Genomic DNA, 19662 nt, shown 5'->3' with positions numbered 1-19662 from the left:
GAATACAGATCAAACCCTCATCACAATTACCTATCTCATATCAGAGCCGCTGACCAGACCTTCAAGCCCACTGCCGCTGGAAAGCCTCAAGCTTTGCAAGGTAGGTTTTCCGTTGAGCTGAACTGATCCAGGACGCTTCAAAACTGTTGCGCGCCAACGTCAACAGATCCTGCTTGCTAAGGTTTGCATCCCCCTGCGCCACCACAAGGCTTTCTGCGACGTAGTTACCCTTCATGTAAGCCGGATCATCGGACGCTACCGTTACCTTCAGACCCCGATCCAGCATCCCGCGGATGATATTGATATTCTCGCCATTTTCCCGCAGCCACCCACAGGCAACAGGGCAGACCGTGAAAGCCGTTCCCCGGCGTTTGGCAATGGCAACGAGATCGGGACGTTCCAGAATATTGCCGCCGTGATCGATCCGGTCTGCCTGAATGTCTTCCAGAACCTGACGGATGTGCTCATGCGTATCGAGCTGATTCAAATCGCAGTGCATCGTCAGGTGGAAGCCTTCCTTCCTCGCCCGGGCAAAGACCTCCCGGAACTTGTCAGGCGGATTGTTCTTCTCATCTGAATCCAACCCAATCCCCACAATATGCTGGCGGTACGGAAGCACAGTTTCCAGCGTCTTCATGGCGGATTCAGCACTCAGTTCCCGCTCGAAACAGAGCACAAGCTGAGAGTCGATTTTCAGGTTCTTTCGAGCGTCTGCCTGCGCGCGGGTCAGGCCAGTCATGACCGTCGAAAAAGCAATGCCACGATCAGTATGCATCTGCGGGTCAAAGAACATCTCAGTGTACAGAACGTTCTGGGATGCGGCTTTCGTCAGATAGGCATAGGTCAGTTCATAGAAATCCTGCTCCTTGAGCAGAACACTTTTGCCTTCATAGAAAATTTTCAGAAAGCTCTGAAGATCGTGGAAGTTGTAGCTGTCCCGCATGTCTTCCACGGTCTTGTAAGGGAGCGTCACCCCGTTCCGGCGGGCGAACCGGAATTTCATTTCCGGTTCCAGCGTCCCTTCAAGATGCACATGCATTTCGGCTTTCGGCATGGCGTAAATGAACGCCGTCAGATCGTCAGTGCCGGAAGACGGCACTCCCGCTGCTCGGGCGCCAAGTGCGAAAGTCCCCGCAAAAAGCGTTGTATTTGCCAGAAAGGCCCTGCGCCCGAACGTCATCCTGTTTTCCTTCTCATCCTGCCAGCACACTCAGCCTGACTACCTGACAGGATGTTGCGAAGGCGATCTGATAACAAGCCGAGAAAACAGGATGACCCGAATGGATTTTGCGATCAGGCGGTCAGGCCACCATCAACCGGCAGAGAAGCACCAGTGATGTAGGACGCAGCCGGGCTGGCGAGAAACCCAACAAAACCAGCAATGTCAGCCACCTTCCCGTAAGAGTTCGTGGCTGTAAAGCTCTGGATTAGTGCGGCACCTTCGCCATCGGCCGGATTAAGATCCGTATCGATCGGGCCGGGTTCTACGACATTGCAAGTGATACCCTTTGGTCCCACATCACGAGCAACGCCCTTTGCAAAACCTTCCAGAGCAGCCTTCGTTGCTGCGTACAGGGAAATTCCCGTGAAAGGCGCACGAGCACCGAACGCAGAGCCAATATAAATCAGGCGACCACCCTGCCCCATATGCTTCACGGCTTCCATGGTCTCAACCATGACCGCACGCACATTGAGATTCAGAACCTTGTCGATCTGCTCAACGCTCATCTGGTCAATCGGGCCATACGGATAAATACCGGCGTTACAAACCAGAGCATCCAGACGACCAAACGTCTCAACAGCCTTGGCGACAACAGCAATATTCCCTTCAGCCGTTCCGCCATGAGCCTTGATGGCCACGGCCTTACGGCCCTTGGCCTCGATCTGGCTGACAACGGCAGCGGCAGCCGCCTCGTTGCTGGCATAGGAAATGGCAACATCATAGCCGTCTGCGGCAAGACGAAGTGCGATTGCGGCACCGATACCGCGGGAACCACCGGTCACAAGAGCAGCGCGCTGGGACATGGTTCTTGATCCTTCCTCTGGAAAATGTGTCGAACCTTATACGCCTCGTACTTCGGTGTGTCTTCCACGCACAGATGAACCTTTGAAATTTTTAACAGGTAAAACCGCACTTCCATATTTTTAAGTTCGATCCTATCTATCATTCCATGAGTTATGTTCCCCTTTCCGGCCTGTCCCTGCGCGACATCGAATATGTCGTGGCGGTGGACGATCTTCGCAATTTTTCCCGCGCTGCCGAGCGCTGCGGCGTGAGTCAGGCGGGGCTGTCCGAACAGGTCCGGAAGCTGGAACAGCTTCTTGACGTCACATTGTTCGAGCGGTCGCGCCGTCACGTCGCGCCAACCCCCGACGGGGAACGACTCATTGCACTCGGCCGCGACGTTCTGGCAGCCGCACGCAATCTGCTGGAAGCTGCAAGAGCACATACCAGCCCGCTGGATGGTATTTTGCGTCTCGGTGTTATCCCAACGCTCGGACCGTATTACATTCCGGGCATCCTCCCGCATTTACGGAACGACTATCCCAACCTGCATCTTCGCCTCACGGAAGGCATGACTGACACGCTTGTTCATGCTCTGCGAAATAACGAACTGGATCTGGCCCTGATGGCGCTCCCTGCCCCTTCGGAAGCGCTGGAAACCATTCCACTCTTCGAAGAGGCATTTCTGGGTGTCTTCCCTGCGACGCATGAACTTGCTGGCAAAAACAAAATCTCTCTGAAACAGCTTGGTCGCCCTGACCTTCTGCTCTTGGAGGACGGACACTGCCTGCGCGATCAGGCGCTCTCCATCTGCCCGACCGTTCCCCGTCAACGTGAGCCTCGACTGGCCACCAGCCTCGAAATGCTCTGGCACATGATCGGCGCGGGTGAAGGCTTCTCTCTGATCCCCAGACTGGCGCTCCGAAACAGAATGGATTTCGAGAGCCTCATCACCGTCCGCCCCCTCTCCGAACCCGAGGCCTGCCGGACGATCGGTCTTGTCTGGCGTGCCTCAGACCCACGCGCCTCGACATTCAGGGAACTTGGTAAATTTCTGCGTCAAAATGCGCCGGAAGGGTGCAAAATGTATCCAACTTGAACCACCAGCCCTCCATGACGTTCACACTCCGCACAACAGAACACACTCAGGCCCTTAACTACGATCTCAGGAGACAGGCCGGAGACTCTGTGTCTCATCCCGGGTCGAGTGCAAAGGAAAGAGTCTACCTGTGAAGAATGTGCTTATCGGTACATTCCTACGCCGCGCTGGAGCACCCAGAATTCTGGGCATCATGCCCGGTCTGAGGATCAATGATCCCCTTCTGGCCGCCGTACTGGACTTCGATACGCCGCTTCTTCTGTTGCATGAAGGAACGACGCATGGTGAAGGCCCTGTCTGGGATGCCGAAGGAAACCGGTTGATCTGGTCAGATGTCATTTCCCGTCGATTGATGGCATGGCATCCGGACGGACATGTCCACACAGTTCTTGACCCAACCTGGTTCATCAACGGCAATGCCCTGCTCTCTGATGGGACAATGGCTCATTGTGAGCATGGCCGCCGGTGCATCAGTATTTCCCACCCCGGAAAAGAGGCCCTGCCTCTCATCACGCATTATCAGGGCGGAAGGCTGAATTCGCCCAATGACATCGTTGCAGGACCGCACGATACACTCTGGTTTACAGACCCCGTTTTCGGCATCACGTCCCCCCGCGAAGGGTACATCGCAGACCCCGAACTGCCTCATCGGAGCGTGTACCGATATCATCGACCAAGTGCCACGCTGACCCGCATGGCGGATCTGGATCAGCCAAATGGTCTGGCTTTTTCACCCAGCGGCCAGACGCTGTATGTTTCGGATACGTCGCGGGCGATTGGCGGAGCCACTCACGCCATTCAGGCTTTTACCGTTGCGGAAAACGGTACTCTTTCCGAAGAGCACCCTTTTTACAGCGTTGAACACGGTATTCCCGATGGATTGGCCGTGGATCAACGTGGCTGGATCTGGACGACGTCAGAGACCGGAATTCACATCCTGGACAGTTCAGGATGCCCTCTCGGCTTCATCCGACTCCCCTATACCCCGACCAACTGCACATTCGGCGGCTCTGACAACCGCCGCCTGTTCATCACCTGCAACCAGCACCTTCTGGCGCTGGATCTCAGGGATTAAGCCAGAAGATTACTGGGACGTATCACAGGCCTTTTTTGACCCCGGAAAATCTGAACACCCAGCTTTTCCAACGCCCCACTGATAGTCCTTTTCGTCGCTCGCCATTCCGTTGGGCGTCACCTGCGTCATGACGGCGGACAGATCGGAGACACGCCCCGCCGTATATTTCAGTTCGATATATCCGTTGTAGGCACCCGGGTTCTTGTTAGCGCTTTGGAAGTAGCTGGCCTTATGGTCCTTTCCGGGCACACCAAGGATCTGCGTCACCTGCGCGGGGGTTGCGTTCTGAAGGCTCCGAAGCAGGTCTTCCGTAAAGCTGCGACACGTCACATCCGGGCGCTCGTCCTCACCGGGAAGCGCTGTCCAGCATCCTTTCTGACCGGGGAAACCAGATGCGGCGGAAGCGCTTTCCGCTGCGCAAAACAGGCTTCCTGCCACCAGCATGAATCCCATTGCATGTTTTACTGTCATCATTCTGTCCTGCTCCCGCCAGTCCATTCATCCTCTGCCAGATCGGACCGGCAGGCCATTATCAACTGGTACTCTTCGGATAAAGCCGATTGACCACCTTCTCCATCGTCAGCCCCTGCACAATGATTGTAAAGACCACCACGCCATAACACACCGGCAGGAGTGTTTCACGAAGGCCCCCGGGAGGCAGACCCAGAGCCAATGCCACGGAAATTCCCCCTCTCAGTCCGCCCCAGGTCAAAACACCGAGAGCTTTCCCACGCTCCCCCTTCCGCAAATGGACAGGCATGGTGGACAGAAAAACGCTCAGCCCCCTCACCACGACCGAAAGAGGAATGATGAGAAGGGTGGCCACCAGCGTCGGAAGATGCGGTGTGATTTCAAGAAGTTCGAACCCGATCAACAGAAACAGAAGCGCGTTCAGAATTTCATCAATCAGTCCCCAGAACGTCACCAGTTCCTGACGGGAATGTTCAGGGATGGCCCGCTTTCCGGCATCCGTCGCCAGCCACATCCCTGCCACCACGACGGCAATCGGCCCTGACATGTGCAAGGCACTGGCGAGGCTGTATGTCCCCGTCGCAAGCGCAAGCGAGGCCAGAAGGTCAATCTGCATATCCTTGACGCCACGGATGATCTTCAGCGCAACCCAGCCAGACACACCACCCAGCAGCCCACCTCCAACGGCCTCGATCAGAAACCGCACAACGAAATCGGTCATGGCGACACTCTGGGCCTCTCCCGTCGCGACACCGATCACCGTACCAAAAATCACAACCCCCACACCGTCATTGAACAGGCTCTCACCCGCGAAAACGGCCTGTAATGAGTCCGGCAAACCCAGCCGACGCAACATCCCAACAACGGAAACCGGGTCCGTGGGAGCGAGAATTGCCCCCAGCACAACACACCAACTGAATGGCACCTGCATACCCAGAAGCGGAAAAACAAACCACGCGGCCCCGGCAAGAAGAGCAACAGCCAGAACCGTCCCAAAAATCGCAAGCGCTGCCACGGCTTTTCCGCGGGCGAGCAGAAGTCCCAGATTAACCTGCATGGCACCTGCAAACAGCAGGAAGGACAGTGCCCCTTCAAGAAAAGTCTCGGGCAGATTGACCTGCCCGAGCAGCGAACGGGGAATATGCTGAAGGTCATAGCCGGGAATCAGCGGGTTGATCAGCATGACCATCATCGAGATGACCATGGAAATCAGCAGGATACCGATTGTCATAGGCAGTTTGAGCAGGCGCTCGTTCAGCACACCGAAACACGTCGCGCCCACCATCAGTAATGCAAAAAGCCCGAGTGAATTCATATGCCCTGCTCCATCCTACCCTGACTTTCCGCCGTCTGCCTGACCATCCATCCCGGTCCGCATTTACCACTCACTGTCAGACACAGAAGCTTCTGTAACAAGCAGAGTTTCAATCGACAGATTTCAACATATCGCTGTTCAGGGTTTTACAGCGCCATTATTGTGAAGATACGGTAGTCGGTTCGCCAGAAAGCCGGTCACCGCCGCTTCCTCGGCAGACAACCCATGCTCCGGCGTTTCCAGAACATCCTGCGCCCGCTTCTGGAACGCCGCCCGAAGAGTTCCGTCCAGATGGCCATCCACCACACAGGGGTTGATATAGCTTTTCCGGCAGACCGCAGGCGTATTTCCTAGTCGGGCAGCTACGGATTTCACAGCCTCGACAACCTGCTTCTTGGCTTTTGCCTTCGTATCGTAATCACTGAACGCACAGAGTGTAACGGCCGCAAGCTGCGTGGCAGCCCAGGTCCGAAAATCCTTGGCCGTAATGTCTTCGCCTGTAATCGTCTGAAGGTAACCATTCACGTCCTGCGAATGCACTTCATGGCGCGTGCCATCTTCGTCCAGATACTGAAACAGACGTTGCCCCGGCAGATCTTCCAGTCGGGAAACAAGTCGCGCCAGACGCGTATCAGACAGATCCAGATGCTGCTCGATGCCGTGCTTGGCGCGGAAGTCAAACGTGACGTGCTTTCCACTGACATCCACATGCCGATGACGAAGCGTCGTCAGGCCATAGCTCTTGTTCTCACGCGCATAGCGGTCATTGCCAATCCGCGCCATCGTCCGTTCCATGATGAAAACAATTGCAGCCAGAACGCGGTCCCGATCCAGCGTCTTTCGCGCCAGATCCTTGGCAACCTGCGCCCGTACCGCAGGAAGCTTCTCGCTGAACACGAGCATCCGATCAAACTTCGCGAGATCCCGCGTTTCGCGCCATTTGGGATGATAGCGATACTGCAACCGTCCGCGCGCATCCGTGCCCACGGCCTGCAGATGCCCCTCAGGGTCCGTACAGATCCACACATCCCGATAGGCCGGTGGAATACCAAGGCGTTTCAAACGGTTAATGACGTCCTGATCGGCAATACGCGCCCCAGCAGGATCATAATAAGCAAATCCTTTGCCCGCACGTTTGCGCGTAATCCCCGGCTCCGTCCGGTCAACATAGTGAAGCCCTGCGCGTCTGGCCTGTTTCTGCTCTGGTGAAAGTCGTGCCGTCACAAATCTGCGCCCCTGTCCGTCCGCCTGTAACAGCGTGCTTCAGCAACGGGAGTTTCGTCAGATCCGCTTACGGTTCCTTATACTTCCTGACATGACACTCGCCATTTCAAGGGCGACGTAGAAAGGAACGATTTTCAGAGCAGGGAAGCATTGTCATGAAGCGACTATTGTGGGGATGCAGCATACTCCTGCTCGCAGGCTGCGCCTCTCATCCACCGTCCGACATGTCAGAGACTGCCGATGACGGGGATGGTGCATCTTATACCCAAACTGCTGGCGGCCCAGGGGGAGGACATGGTGGCGGCAATAACATCTGGTCAGACGTCTTCCGCACCGCGCTGCAAACCGGAATGGGCTTCGTCCATCACTGAACGAAGCGAGAAGCCTTACTTGTCCTCGTAAGACAGTCGCCAATCGGCAGGCTCAGCCTCTGCAAGCGCAGACCATTCCTGCATCAACGGGTGTGCCAACAGCGCCTGCACCCATGTCTTTACGACCGGATCGACATCCAGCTGATAGGTGTGAATGCGGATCGCAACAGGCGCATACATGCAGTCCGCAACCGTCAGGCTATCACCGAACAGGTAAGACGTGGCCGTACCAGACCGCAGAAGCGCCCCCTTCAGCGTGTCACTCAACAGAGCAACATCCTTGGCAAGATCTTCGCTGATCTCTGCAAGAGGTGCAGGAACGCGCTCCACATCCATCGGGCAGTTCTGCCGGATCGGACGGAAACCGGCATGCATCTGTGCGCTGATGCTTCGGGCATGGGCACGCACCACACGGTCCTGTGGCCAGAGCGACGGCTCATACTCGGCACAGTATTCGCAGATAGCCAGACTTTCCCAGACATGTGCACCATCATGCTGCAAATACGGCACCAGTTTGTTGGGAGACAGCGCGTGGATTTCCGTGGTCTTGCCACCGCCCTTGAGAGCAATGACCTTTTCATCCACGTCCAGCTTCGCCAGTTTAACAGCCAGCCAGCCTCGCAGGGACCAGGACGAATACCGCCGCGATCCGATCAGAAGTGTCCCCGCCATATTTACGCTCCCGCCAGAATAAACCCGCCGCCCAGAACGCGGCTTCCATCATACAGAACGCACGCCTGACCGGGCGCTGGCATGGCGGGTTCCGTCAATTCAACAAGTGCCTCACCATTCGCCAATGGCTTCACAACCGCATCCCGGAGCTTCTCACGGGCGCGGATCTGTACGCCGCAGGAAACACCTTCAGGCGGCGCATCCATCAGCCAGTTCATATCCCGCAGACGGATTGTCTTGCGCGTCTCGACTTCGGTCGCCTGAACGCGCGGTCCAACGACAATCCGGCGCTTGGGCACATCAATCCGCGTTACCATCTGGCGCTCGCCAACGGCCGTATGGATGTCTCCCAGCCGCTTGCTCTGGCCGACCGTATAGCGCGCAACACCCTCATGATGCCCAAGGACATTGCCCTGTTCATCCACGATTTCGCCCTCGCCCCGAATTTCGGGACGAAGCTTCTCTACGATATCGACGTAAGATCCGCTTGGGACGAAACAGATGTCCTGGCTGTCCGGCTTGGCCGCGATTTCCAGTCCAAGCTCCTGCGCCAGTTCACGCACGTGCGCCTTGTCCGGCATCTCGCCCAGCGGGAACCGCAGGTAATCGAGCTGATCTTTTGTCGTCGCGAACAGGAACCAGGTCTGATCCCGTTCCGCATCAACCGGCCGGTGCATTTCTGCGCCATCCGGGCCTTCCACGCGCCGGACATAATGCCCGGTCGCCATGGCTTCACACCCCAGATCGCGGGCCATGCCCAGAAGATCCGTGAACTTCACGCCCTGATTGCAGGCCACGCACGGCACAGGCGTTTCCCCGCGCGCATAGGCGTCCGCGAAGTTCTCGATCACACTGTCCCGGAAGCGGCTTTCCGCATCAATGACGTAATGCGGAAAATCCAGCTTATCCGCCACGGCGCGGGCATCCATGATGTCGCGCCCGGCACAGCACGCGCCCGGCTTCGACGCCTGACCGTGATCGTAAAGCTGGAGTGTCGCGCCAATCACCTCGTGGCCCTGCCGTTTCAAAAGCGCGGCCACTACGGAGCTGTCCACGCCTCCCGACATGGCAACGAGGATACGCATGGTCTTCAGCCCGCCTTAGGAAGCTGAACGGTTAGGCCATTCAGGTCTTCGGTCATGACAATCTGGCAGCCCAGACGCGACGTCTGCTCCAGGCCGAACGCCAGATCGAGCATGTCTTCTTCATCGTCGGTCGGCTCGGACAGCTTGCCAGCCCATTCCGGGTCCACGATCACATGACAGGTGGCGCAGGCCAGCGAACCCTCACAGGCACCTTCAAGGTCAATGTCGTGCTTGTGGGCGATTTCCAGCACCGACAGGCCGACAGGGGCGTCAACTTCACGGCGGGAACCGTCACGTTCGATAAAGGTCATCTTGGGCATGGGCTGTCCGTCTTTTTCAGTCTCTTGAAGGTTGGCAGGTACGGACAGCTTCGATCAAAAGAGCCGCCGCACGGTCAATACCGGGCTTGGAGGTAGAGCGTCCGACCGACAGGCGCAAGCACCGCGATGCTTTCTCTGCAGAAAGTCCCATCGCCGTCAGCACATAGGACGGTGTAATTTCCGCGGCCGAACACGCCGATCCCGTAGACATGGCGACGTCCGGAACGCGTTCAAGGATGTCTGTTGCCCGAACGCCATCCGGCAGACAGATATTCAGAGCACCCGGTAATCGCTTAACCTCGCCACCATTCAGTTCGCAGTCCGGGAGCGCCGTTTTAATCTGGCCCCAGAGATCATCGCGGAGGGCAGAAATCTGCTGAATATCAGCCTCCAGTCTCTGTGCAGCCAGCTCCGCTGCTTTCCCAAAACCGACAACCAAAGGCGTGGGCAGCGTCCCCGAACGAAACGCGCGTTCCTGACCGCCCCCCGAGAAAAGTGGCTGCAATCGCACGCGAGGCCGACGCCGCACATACAATGCGCCAATCCCTTTCGGACCATACATTTTGTGAGCAGAAAAAGACGCCAGATCAACGTCCGCCAGCGAGACGGGGAGCTTCCCGGTCATCTGCGCCATATCGGTGTGAAACAGGACACCTGCCCCCCGCACGATTCGTGACAGATCCGGAATATCCTGCAATACGCCTGTCTCGTTATTGGCGGCCATGATGCTCACAAGCAGGGTTGGCACCGCCAGAGCATCCTGAAGCTCAGCAGGATCAACGCACCCTTGAGAATCCACGCTCAGAACAACAGGCTCGAACCCTTCCGCTTCCAGATCCCGAACGGATTCCAGAACGCATTTATGCTCTGTGGCGACCGTAATAACCCGGCGGCGCTCATCACCCATCCGCCTGAAATGCCGAACCGCGCCTTTGATGGCGAGGTTGTTCGCTTCCGTCGCACCAGACGTGAACACCAGTTCGCGCGCTTCCACACCCAACAGGTCAGCCACACTCTGCCGGGCCTGCTCCACAGCTTTTGCCGCCTTTTGTCCCGGACCATGCACACTGTGCGGATTACCATAATCCTCGGCAAACCACGGCAACATCGCGTCAACGACAGCCGGATCACAAGGCGTGGTCGAAAAGTAATCCAGATAGATCATGACACAGCCTTCCGCAGACGCGCCGCCATGCGCCCGTAGGCAACACAGAACGCTTCAACCTGCTCTTCCCGAACATTCCAGGGCAACGACACGCGGATGGCCTGACTGGCGCCCGTCGTTTCTCCCATGGCGGTCAGAACATGCGATGCCGAGACTTTTCCGGAGGAACAGGCCGACCCGGCAGAGACGCAGAATCCATCCAGATCCAGCGTCATAAGCTGCACCTGAGCCGCGACACCATCCAGAATGAGGCAGCTCGTATTCGGCAACCGCGGAGCCCCACGACCGGCAACACGCGCCCCAGCCTCCATAGCCGTCTGCTCGACACGTTCCCGCAGACGATCAACAGCGCTCCAATCCTGCTTCTGCGCCTCTTCGAATGCTGTCGCCATCCCAAGAATTGCGGGGATCGCCTGCGTCCCGCCACGGCGCCCACGTTCCTGACCTCCACCAATCATCAGCGCATCAATCGGCTCATCCTGCGGCAGAAGCAGTGCACCCGCTCCCTTCGGGCCACCCATCTTGTGACCGGACAGGGCGACACTGCACTCCGTCAAGTCAAACGGAACACGCCCGGCGCTCTGAACAGCATCCACGTGCAGATGCGCACCCGATTCGCGGCAGAGTGTTGCCACATCGCGCAACGGTGAAAGGACACCGGTTTCGTTGTTGGCAGACATGACGCACACCAATGTCGGCACACCATCGGACAGTTTTTTCCGCAGATATTCGAGGTCCAGAACACCCTGCCCGTCCACAGGAATAATGTCCGCTTCAGGAGCAGCCTTACGCACCGCGTCATGCTCAGTTGCGCCGATCAGGATACGCCTGCCCCGACCGAACGCATGAATAGCCATCGCATCAGCTTCCGTGCCCCCGGACGTGAACACGCAAGTCCCGGAAATCCGCCCAAAACCGGCAGTGATCCGGCTCCGGGCATTTTCCAGAAACCGCCTGGCCTCACGCCCCTCCGCATGGACGGAAGACGGATTGCCAGACAGCATCAATCCTTCCAGCACAGCCTCCCTCGCCGCGGGGCGCAGAGGCTCGGTTGCATTGGCGTCAAGATAGGTCGGAGCGGATGCGTTCGTCATGTTCCCTAGATCGTGCAGAGTTGCAGGAATCGCAATCCCGAGTCGATTTTGGTGGAAATTCGGGCTTTCAACTCGATATACAGACGCCCACCGGAAGGCAGGGCCGTAATCCTGCCGGACATAGAGCGAGAGTATACATGCCTGAAGTGATGTTCGCCGGCCCAGATGGCCGGCTTGAGGGTCGTTACCACCACTCCAGCGAACCAAACGCTCCCCTCGCACTGGTGCTGCATCCCCATCCGCTCCACGGCGGCACCATGAACAACCGTATTACCTACACGATGTATCGCAGCTTCGAGAAGATGGGCTTCTCGGTCATGCGCTACAATTCGCGCGGCGTTGGCCGTTCGCAGGGCCGCTACGATGGTGGCATCGGCGAGATCTCCGATGCAGCCGCAGCCCTCGACTGGATGCAGATGGTCAACCCGAACTCCAGCGAACTGTGGATCGCCGGCTATTCGTTCGGTGCGTTCGTCGGCATGCAGCTTCTGATGCGTCGTCCGGAAATCAGCGGCTGGATCAGCGTTGCTCCTCCTGCCAATGACTATGACTTCGGCTTCCTCGCGCCCTGCCCTTGCGGCGGCCTAATGATTGCCGGCGGCAAAGACGAAATGGCGCCAGAGCCGGGTATCCGTAAGCTGGTGGACAAGCTGAACACGCAGAAGAACGTGACGGTCGATTATCGTATCTTCGACGATGCCGACCATATCTTCGCCAAACAGGCTGACCGCGTTGGTGAAGCACTGGAAGATCATGTCATGACCATGCGCGGCCGCAAGGCTCTCGCACTGGCTGCTGACTGAACAAATCTGACAGTCTTATGAAGAAAAAGGCCTGCGCCCTCCGGGACGCGGGCCTTTTCTTTTGGGGCTCTTGCTGGATCATATACACTATGTAACGATCGTTACATGAACATCCGGCAAGACGTCCTCCCCGTCCGCGTGACGGACCTCACCAAGCGCTTTGGCAGCTTTACAGCTCTTGATGGCGTGTCGTTCACTGTGGAACCCGGCGAGACCGTTGCGCTGCTTGGAAGAAACGGTGCGGGAAAGTCCACCCTTATCGGATGCCTGATGGGGTTCCTTGTACCGGACAAGGGTTCGGTGGACCTGTTCGGTCAGAATGTTCTGAACCTTCCAAGGGAATTGCGCGCCAGAACCGGCTTTGTTCCGCAGACCATGACGGGGTTCGGGGCATTCACGGTTGGCAAGCTGATTGATTATATCGGCGCCTTTTATGGGTCACTTCCACCGGTCGATTCCACCCTTCTCCGCTGGGCCGATCTGGACCCTAAAAAGTTAGTCAAAAGTCTCTCGGGCGGTCAGCGCCAGCGCCTCGCAATCCTGCTGGCCATGCGTCATGCGCCGGACTTTCTGGTGCTGGATGAACCTGTTGCCAGTCTCGACCCTCACGCCCGACGGGATTTCATGAATCTGCTCGGAGACTATGCACGCCGCACCGGTGCCAGCGTTCTGATTTCCTCGCACATTCTTTCCGATCTGGAGCGCCTCTGCTCCCGCCTGCTGTTCCTCCGGCAAGGTCAGGTTGTGCTGGATGTTCCAACCACGGTGTTCCGCGCCACAACGCGCTGGCTGGATCACGCAACACCACATATCCTCAATAATCTTCCCCTCCAGATCATCGGGCAGCGCGAGACGAGGCTTCTCGTACATGGATGGTCGGAAGACGTCATGCTGCCTGAAGGCACAACGGTTTCCGTGCCCGATTTTGAGGATGCTTTCCTGGAAATCACAGCGACACAGGCTTCCTGAGCCCATGGGAGGATTTCGTCTTTCCCCGCTGGAATGGTCCGACCTGCGCAGGGCGCTTGGCCTTTACTTCTCAGCAACATTCCTGCGCAGCAACTACATGGCGCTAATGCTCGTGGGCTGGCTGATTGCCGCTCTTTGCGCGCTCTGGAACTTGCATGGTCTGCTCAAACACGAAACACTGGCACAGGCTCTTTCGCATACCAGCATCTTTTACGTCATTCTTATCGTCATATTTGTTCAGAGCGTACTCCAGCTTCATACGAACAATCAGATCGGCGGCTCACAAGCGCCTTCCATTCCCGGACTGGCCCTTGCCGAAGCCCGTGCGGCCAGTATCGTTGCGAGCGTAATTATTCTGGGCTTTGCCGGTCTGATGAGACTGCTGCCCATCCCTTTCCATGACGCCCTGTTTTTTATCCTGTTCAACGCCATTCCCTCGGCCGTGCAGTGGTATGCCCCACCACATGGGCAATCCGGGAAAAGGCGGCTTGCCATTGTTCTGTTCGGCGTTGCGCTCATGTCCGCCCAGTTTGCACTGGTGCTCGTTTCGGACGCCACCTTCTGGATGCTGACGCGCCCTGCGGCTCTTACCGTTCCCGCGAGCATCGTTTTATTCATCGGACTGATCGGCAGTATCCTGTCTCTGCCGAACCGGCTTCATGGCAGCACGCCTCTTACACCAGCCGCACATGAGCATCCCCTCCCGTCAGCAAGTACAGGTTCGAGCGTCGCGCGTTCCGCAAACAAAGCGCTGACACCCTATCAACTCCGTCAGATGCTCCTTGCTCCCATAACCCCCGTTACGCTCAGAACCGACATTCTGATCAGCCTGTTCGTCATTCCCGTGACGCTCTCCGTCTTTGCAACGATAGACATGTTTCTCAGCCACCGCAGTTTCAGCGCGGCATGGGTCAAATCCGTTGGCACCGGGTGCATCATGCTGGTGATTGGAGACAAATGGCTCCTGGACCGACAGCACTGGCCGCTCCTGCTGGTCACCGGGCGGTTTGGAAGTCGGCTGAAGTTCGTGCAGGCTGTTTTCAAAGCCAAACTGTCCCGAATGCTGATCGTCACACCGATCCGTGTCCTCAGCCTTATTGTGCCTTATGCTGCCCTGAAACCCCTGTTTCCTGCAGACGCTTTTTATGACGCTCTGGACCTGACCGTTCTGGCCATTGGCATGACGCTATGCTCTGCTTTGCCCTTCCTGTTTTTACGCTCACCGGCAAAGTCGATCGTTTTCGTCTTCAATCTTGCTCCAGTTGTGCTGATCCAGCTTTGCGCGCCCTTCCTGCTAGGCCTTAGATATGCTGGATACCTGGCCCTGACCGCTCTTACCTTAGGCGCCTTCAGCTATCTCGTTGCGCCATATCGGATCAGCCGTTCAGACTGGCCTTACGAAAACGAATGATGGATCGCTTAACTGGATACACAGAAACAAAATCATCCGTGGTGACCAGCAATTGGGATACCACACAGAACCGTGATAAATATTGATACTGATTATTTTCAAAAATATCTCTCCGCGCAGAACCGCGAAAAAATAACAACGGATTTATTTCTTAATATTTCCAAATCTCGTTATCTGGATGCCTGTCAAAAACCTCTCAATTTTGTCATTCAACAGTCATTTTTTATCATGAAATATGTCCCTCCTGGGAAGTGGACTTGACCATTTACCCAAACAGACAATGGGGCACGGTTCACAACCGTTAAAACTATGCAGGCGTTTGCGAGACAATGGGTGACGTCTCTGGGGCTGGTTTGTGCCATGACCTCTGGGAGCACACTGATATCCGGTGAGGCACATGCCCAGTCCTCATCAACCGGTGCAATCGAAGGCCAGACAGACTCGTCGGGGCAAAAGCCGTTTCAGTCGAAAAGCAATGCCAAAAGCCGCGTCCGAACCATTCGGCCCGGACCTAAACCTGTAACCCCCACACCTGCGGGACCAGGAACAAATGACCTGTCACAGTCTTCGACGACCGACGAAGGCTTTCTGCCAGCCAGTCTGCATGACTGGATGAAACAGAGCACCATGACGGGCAACTGGGGAGGCTGGCGGCCATGGCTGACGGACAAAGGCGTCAACATCACAGGCCATTACTTTCAGGATTCAGCCGGCAACCCGATGGGCGGCAAATCCCAGAACGTGAGGTACGCGCACGAAATCGGCCTGAATTTTGATTTCGACCTCAAGAAACTAACTGGTTACAGCATTGGTCTTTTCCACTTCATCGTGACCTCTCGTGCTGGACAGGGACTTGGTGCCAAACTCCCCGCCCTGAACAGCCCGCAGGAAATATACGGCTCGCCAACGGTGCGCCTGTCCCTGCTGTCATGGGAAATGCACTGGAACCGCTACGTCGCGACAACAGTGGGTGAAATCAACTCCGAAACCGATTTCGAAACCTGGTCCATGTACTGGGGCATGAACAACTACTGCCAGTTCCAGACCAACGCGATCTGCGGCATGCCGCAATCCATCGCCTACAACTCTGGCTACGGCTACTATCCGACCGCCCACCCCGGCGCGTGGGTGAAATTCTACCCGGCGGGGAACGATCATTATTCCATCCAGTTCGGCGTCTATTCTGCCGACCCGACGATCGGCAACACGCATAATGGCTGGAAACTGAACCTGCATGGAGCGACCGGAACATTCCTGCCGTTCCAGCTCGTCTGGCATCAAGGCGGCAAGGACGACTACAGCGGGCCTCTCCAGACCAACATCAAGGTCGGCGGCTACTGGGATACGTCGCAGGTCAACGATGTGTATTCTCAAGGTGGAATGTTTGAAATTCCAGGTAACTATCTAGTTAGTGCACCGACAGCGAAAGTACGTGGTCGCTTCGGTGGCTGGTTCCAGTTTGACCGGATGATCCAGCGAGACGCGGCAGACTCTCACCGCGGCACATCGTTCTTTGCCTCTTTCACATGGGGTGACCCGAGAACAGCCATTGCTCCCTATTTCGTGGACTGGGGCCTCACCCGCAAAGGCACATTCAAGAACCGCCCCGACGATACGGTCAGCCTTGGCATGAAGTTCCTCTGGGTCAACGCCAAAATCAGCAACTGGGTCGCGCAACTTCAGAAAGATGGTGCCACAGGACTTTACCGCCCAAGTGGGGAACATGCCATCGAACTGAACTACGGCTGGCGCCCAACCCCCTGGCTGCTCATCCGTCCTGGAGCGCAGTACATCTGGAGCACAGGCGGAACAAATCGGTATAAAAATCCATTGATACTGGATTTTGAGACCGGAATTACTTTCTGAAAATCTCAATCAGGACAAGTTACTATGAAATATATCCAAAATTCATTTCAGATCGACAGAACTTCACCTTCTACAGGAGACACTTCCCATGCCTGTCACTAACGGCAATAGGACTCTGACGGAGTGGCTGACGCTGCTTCTGGGGGTCGTCATTCTTCTCGTGGGTCTGTTCTTCCTCATTGCGGGCGCTGACCTCGCAATGCTGGGCGGCTCAACCTACTACGCCCTCTGTGGCATCATTCTGATTGCCAGCGGCGTCTTCATGCTCATGGGCCGCACGCTTGGCGCTTTCCTGTATCTGGGAGCCCTGGCTTACACATGGGTCTGGTCCCTGTGGGAAGTCGGTTTCAGCCCCGTTGACCTTCTGCCCCGCGCTTTCGGCCCGACCATCCTCGGTATTCTCGTCGCGCTGACCATTCCGGTCCTGCGTCGCATGGAAAGCCGTCGTACCCTCAGAGGAGCCGTCTGATGCGCCGGTCTCACCTTCTCGCAACAGCCGCTGGCCTCGCTCTCGCCTGTGCGCCACTCGCTGCTCACGCTCAGTTCGCTCCCGCAGGGTCTGGCGGTCCGCCGTCCGCGACTATTCCTGGCCCCGGAAACGCAGATGAGCCAAAGGAAAACACGCCACCAAACTCAAGCTACTTTGCAGGACCGTCGCCTTATGCCCCTCAGGCTCCGGGCGTGAATGCAGCCAATCTGCCGGATATTGAGTCAATCGATGCCTCGCAGGTCCCGGCCATGGCTCCGCAGCAGAGCGCAAACCCGTCCCGTGAGGACTGGCCTGCTTATGGACGGGACGACAAGGCCACGCGTTATTCTCCACTGACGGAACTGAACCCGGAAACAGTAAAACGCCTTGAACCAGCATTCGTCTATCATACCGGCAGCTATCCTCGCCCCGGTCAGACCAATAAATGGGCCGCTGAGACCACACCGATCAAGGTGGGGGACGGCCTTTACATGTGCTCGGCCCAGAACGACATCATGAAACTCGATCCTGTAACGGGTAAGGAGATCTGGCGTCGCAATCTCGGCGTCAAATATGAAGCCATTCCGTACACCGCAGCCTGCAAAGGCGTGACGTACTTCACGTCTTCCGTCGTGCCGGAGGGCGAGCCCTGCCATAACCGTATCCTTGAAGGCACGCTGGATATGCGCCTTGTCGCCGTCGATGCGGCAACGGGCGCGTTCTGCCCGGCTTTCGGGCATAACGGTCAGGTCAATCTGATGCAGGGCCTTGGTGAATCCGTTCCGGGCTTTGTCGCCATGACGGCACCTCCACCCGTTGTGAACGGTGTTGTGGTCGTCAACCACGAAGTGCTGGATGGTCAGCGTCGCTGGGCGCCGTCTGGTGTGGTTCGTGGCTATGATGCAGAAAGCGGAAAATTCGTCTGGGCCTGGGATGTCGGCAATCCGGACGATCACGGCCAGCCGACCGGAAATCGCCATTACAGCCGTGGAACGCCCAACTCCTGGGCCACCATGACAGGCGATAACGAACAGGGGCTGGTGTACGTCCCGACAGGCAATTCTGCCGGCGATTATTTCAGCGGTCTCCGCAGCCCGGCAGAAAATGCAGTTTCAACATCCGTCGTAGCACTGGACGTCAAGACCGGCTCCCCACGCTGGGTCTATCAGACGACCCGCAAGGACGTCTGGGACTATGACATGGGCTCTCAGGTCACGATGATGGATATGCCCGGTTCGGACGGCACACCCACACCCGCCCTGATTGTGCCGACCAAACGTGGCCAGACCTTCGTTCTGGACCGCCGGACCGGCAAGCCGATCCTTCCTGTTGAAGAACGCCCGGCTCCCGCAGGAAATGTGCCAGGCGACAGCCGTGCGCCCACCCAGCCATGGTCCGTCGGAATGCCTGCTCTCCGGATGCCGGAGCTGAAGGAAAAGGACATGTGGGGTATGTCCCCCATTGATCAGCTTTACTGCCGCATCAAGTTCCGCAGCGCGCATTATGATGGTGAGTTCACAGCGCCCAGCCTCGACAAGCCATGGATCATGTATCCCGGCAATAATGGCGGCAGCGACTGGGGGTCCATGTCCTATGATCCCAACACCGGCATTCTGGTGGCCAACTGGAACGCCTCGCCCATGTACGCGCAGCTCATTACCCGCAAGAAGGCAGACTCCCTTGGCCTGATGCCAATCGACGATCCGAACTACAAGCCCGGCGCAGGGGCGGCAGAAGGGAACGGCCCGATGGAAGGCACACCCTATGCGATCGCCATTGCCCCCTTCTGGGATCCTGTCACCAAAATGCTGTGCCATCGCCCGCCCTACGGCATGATTACAGCGATCGACATGAAGCATGGCCAGAAGGTGCTGTGGCAGCATCCGCTCGGTACGGCGCGTGCCAATGGTCCGTGGGGCCTGCCGACTGGCTTGTCATGGGAGATTGGCACGCCCAATAACGGTGGTTCCGTCGTGACGGCTGGTGGTCTGATCTTCATTGCCGCGGCAACGGACAACATGATCCGCGCCATTGATGAACACACTGGCAAGGTTGTGTGGAGTGCCGTCCTGCCAGGTGGTGGTCAGGCCAACCCGATGACCTATGAGGCCAACGGGCATCAGTACGTTGCCATCATGGCCGGCGGACATCATTTCATGATGACGCCGATCACGGACCAGCTTGTAGTTTACGCCCTACCAGATGCCATCAAGCATTGAAGATCCCTGCCCGCATTTCTTGATGCGGG

Annotated in this window: 19 protein-coding genes; 9 read left to right on the top strand and 10 right to left on the bottom strand. The window is 57.2% G+C overall.

Features of this window, described 5'->3' with window-relative positions:
• Positions 1-61: 61 nt before the first annotated feature.
• Positions 62-1180 (bottom strand): adenosine deaminase, encoded by a 1119-nt coding sequence (gene add, locus HKD32_RS05940; protein WP_194257694.1) that lies wholly within the window; start codon positions 1178-1180, stop codon positions 62-64.
• 113 nt (positions 1181-1293) lie between these two features.
• Positions 1294-2025 carry an SDR family oxidoreductase gene (locus HKD32_RS05935; protein ID WP_194257693.1) on the bottom strand — a complete coding sequence of 244 codons (732 nt, stop codon included), beginning with the start codon at positions 2023-2025 and terminating at the stop codon, positions 1294-1296.
• Positions 2026-2171: 146 nt separating this feature from the next.
• Between HKD32_RS05935 and HKD32_RS05930 the strand changes: the two genes are divergently transcribed.
• Together HKD32_RS05930 and HKD32_RS05925 are read left to right on the top strand one after the other, a co-directional pair.
• Positions 2172-3104 carry a hydrogen peroxide-inducible genes activator gene (locus HKD32_RS05930; protein WP_062022709.1) on the top strand — a complete coding sequence of 311 codons (933 nt, stop codon included), beginning with the start codon at positions 2172-2174 and terminating at the stop codon, positions 3102-3104.
• 130 nt (positions 3105-3234) lie between these two features.
• The gene (locus HKD32_RS05925; protein ID WP_194257692.1) at positions 3235-4179 is read left to right on the top strand and encodes an SMP-30/gluconolactonase/LRE family protein; all 945 of its coding nucleotides are present in this window, start codon (positions 3235-3237) and stop codon (positions 4177-4179) included.
• A gap of 9 nt (positions 4180-4188) precedes the next feature.
• Here the strand turns inward: HKD32_RS05925 and HKD32_RS05920 are convergent, their stop codons facing one another.
• From HKD32_RS05920 to HKD32_RS05910, 3 genes are all read right to left on the bottom strand, one after another.
• Entirely contained in the window at positions 4189-4653 is a 465-nt protein-coding gene (locus HKD32_RS05920; protein ID WP_026017640.1) for a hypothetical protein, read from the bottom strand.
• A gap of 58 nt (positions 4654-4711) precedes the next feature.
• On the bottom strand, positions 4712-5965 hold the full coding sequence (locus tag HKD32_RS05915) for a cation:proton antiporter (protein WP_194257691.1): 1254 nt from the start codon (positions 5963-5965) through the stop codon (positions 4712-4714).
• Positions 5966-6103: 138 nt separating this feature from the next.
• The gene (locus tag HKD32_RS05910; RefSeq protein ID WP_194257690.1) at positions 6104-7189 is read right to left on the bottom strand and encodes a DNA topoisomerase IB; all 1086 of its coding nucleotides are present in this window, start codon (positions 7187-7189) and stop codon (positions 6104-6106) included.
• Positions 7190-7344: 155 nt separating this feature from the next.
• Between HKD32_RS05910 and HKD32_RS05905 the strand changes: the two genes are divergently transcribed.
• Positions 7345-7560 carry a putative periplasmic lipoprotein gene (locus tag HKD32_RS05905; protein WP_194257751.1) on the top strand — a complete coding sequence of 72 codons (216 nt, stop codon included), beginning with the start codon at positions 7345-7347 and terminating at the stop codon, positions 7558-7560.
• A 15-nt stretch (positions 7561-7575) separates the two neighbouring features.
• Here the strand turns inward: HKD32_RS05905 and HKD32_RS05900 are convergent, their stop codons facing one another.
• From HKD32_RS05900 to HKD32_RS05880, 5 genes are read right to left on the bottom strand one after another with little or no spacing between them, the layout of a single operon-like run.
• Positions 7576-8232, bottom strand: coding sequence for a glutathione S-transferase family protein (locus HKD32_RS05900; RefSeq protein WP_194257689.1), 657 nt, complete (start codon positions 8230-8232; stop codon positions 7576-7578).
• 2 nt (positions 8233-8234) lie between these two features.
• The gene (gene mnmA, locus HKD32_RS05895; protein ID WP_010504205.1) at positions 8235-9317 is read right to left on the bottom strand and encodes a tRNA 2-thiouridine(34) synthase MnmA; all 1083 of its coding nucleotides are present in this window, start codon (positions 9315-9317) and stop codon (positions 8235-8237) included.
• Between the two features lie 5 nt (positions 9318-9322).
• On the bottom strand, positions 9323-9637 hold the full coding sequence (locus HKD32_RS05890) for a ferredoxin family 2Fe-2S iron-sulfur cluster binding protein (protein WP_010504203.1): 315 nt from the start codon (positions 9635-9637) through the stop codon (positions 9323-9325).
• Positions 9638-9653: 16 nt separating this feature from the next.
• Positions 9654-10802 carry a cysteine desulfurase family protein gene (locus tag HKD32_RS05885; RefSeq protein ID WP_194257688.1) on the bottom strand — a complete coding sequence of 383 codons (1149 nt, stop codon included), beginning with the start codon at positions 10800-10802 and terminating at the stop codon, positions 9654-9656.
• The gene (locus HKD32_RS05880; protein ID WP_194257687.1) at positions 10799-11896 is read right to left on the bottom strand and encodes a cysteine desulfurase family protein; all 1098 of its coding nucleotides are present in this window, start codon (positions 11894-11896) and stop codon (positions 10799-10801) included. Before HKD32_RS05880 ends, HKD32_RS05885 begins: the two co-directional genes overlap by 4 nt.
• Positions 11897-12033: 137 nt before the next feature.
• On the opposite strand from HKD32_RS05880, the gene HKD32_RS05875 reads away from it, so the two are divergent.
• The 6 genes from HKD32_RS05875 to HKD32_RS05850 all read left to right on the top strand — a co-directional run bounded on the left by HKD32_RS05875 (position 12034) and on the right by HKD32_RS05850 (position 19633).
• Positions 12034-12699: an alpha/beta hydrolase gene (locus HKD32_RS05875; protein WP_007281538.1), complete on the top strand. Its 666-nt coding sequence runs from the start codon at positions 12034-12036 to the stop codon at positions 12697-12699.
• Positions 12700-12804: 105 nt separating this feature from the next.
• On the top strand, positions 12805-13668 hold the full coding sequence (locus HKD32_RS05870; RefSeq protein ID WP_194257686.1) for an ABC transporter ATP-binding protein: 864 nt from the start codon (positions 12805-12807) through the stop codon (positions 13666-13668).
• 4 nt (positions 13669-13672) lie between these two features.
• The gene (locus tag HKD32_RS05865; protein WP_194257685.1) at positions 13673-15079 is read left to right on the top strand and encodes an ABC transporter permease; all 1407 of its coding nucleotides are present in this window, start codon (positions 13673-13675) and stop codon (positions 15077-15079) included.
• A gap of 309 nt (positions 15080-15388) precedes the next feature.
• Positions 15389-16945, top strand: a complete 1557-nt coding sequence (locus HKD32_RS05860) for a carbohydrate porin (protein ID WP_061932006.1) — start codon at positions 15389-15391, stop codon at positions 16943-16945.
• 88 nt (positions 16946-17033) lie between these two features.
• A complete protein-coding gene (locus HKD32_RS05855) occupies positions 17034-17414 on the top strand; it encodes a hypothetical protein (protein ID WP_059431518.1) in 381 nt (126 codons plus the stop codon).
• A complete protein-coding gene (locus HKD32_RS05850; protein ID WP_194257684.1) occupies positions 17414-19633 on the top strand; it encodes a pyrroloquinoline quinone-dependent dehydrogenase in 2220 nt (739 codons plus the stop codon). Before HKD32_RS05855 ends, HKD32_RS05850 begins: the two co-directional genes overlap by 1 nt.
• Positions 19634-19662: the final 29 nt, after the last annotated feature.

Source organism: Gluconobacter japonicus (genome assembly GCF_015244665.1).
Taxonomy (GTDB): Bacteria; Pseudomonadota; Alphaproteobacteria; order Acetobacterales; family Acetobacteraceae; genus Gluconobacter; species Gluconobacter japonicus.
Note: the sequence above shows the minus strand (reverse complement) of the source record. Positions and strands in the feature narration are given on the sequence as shown.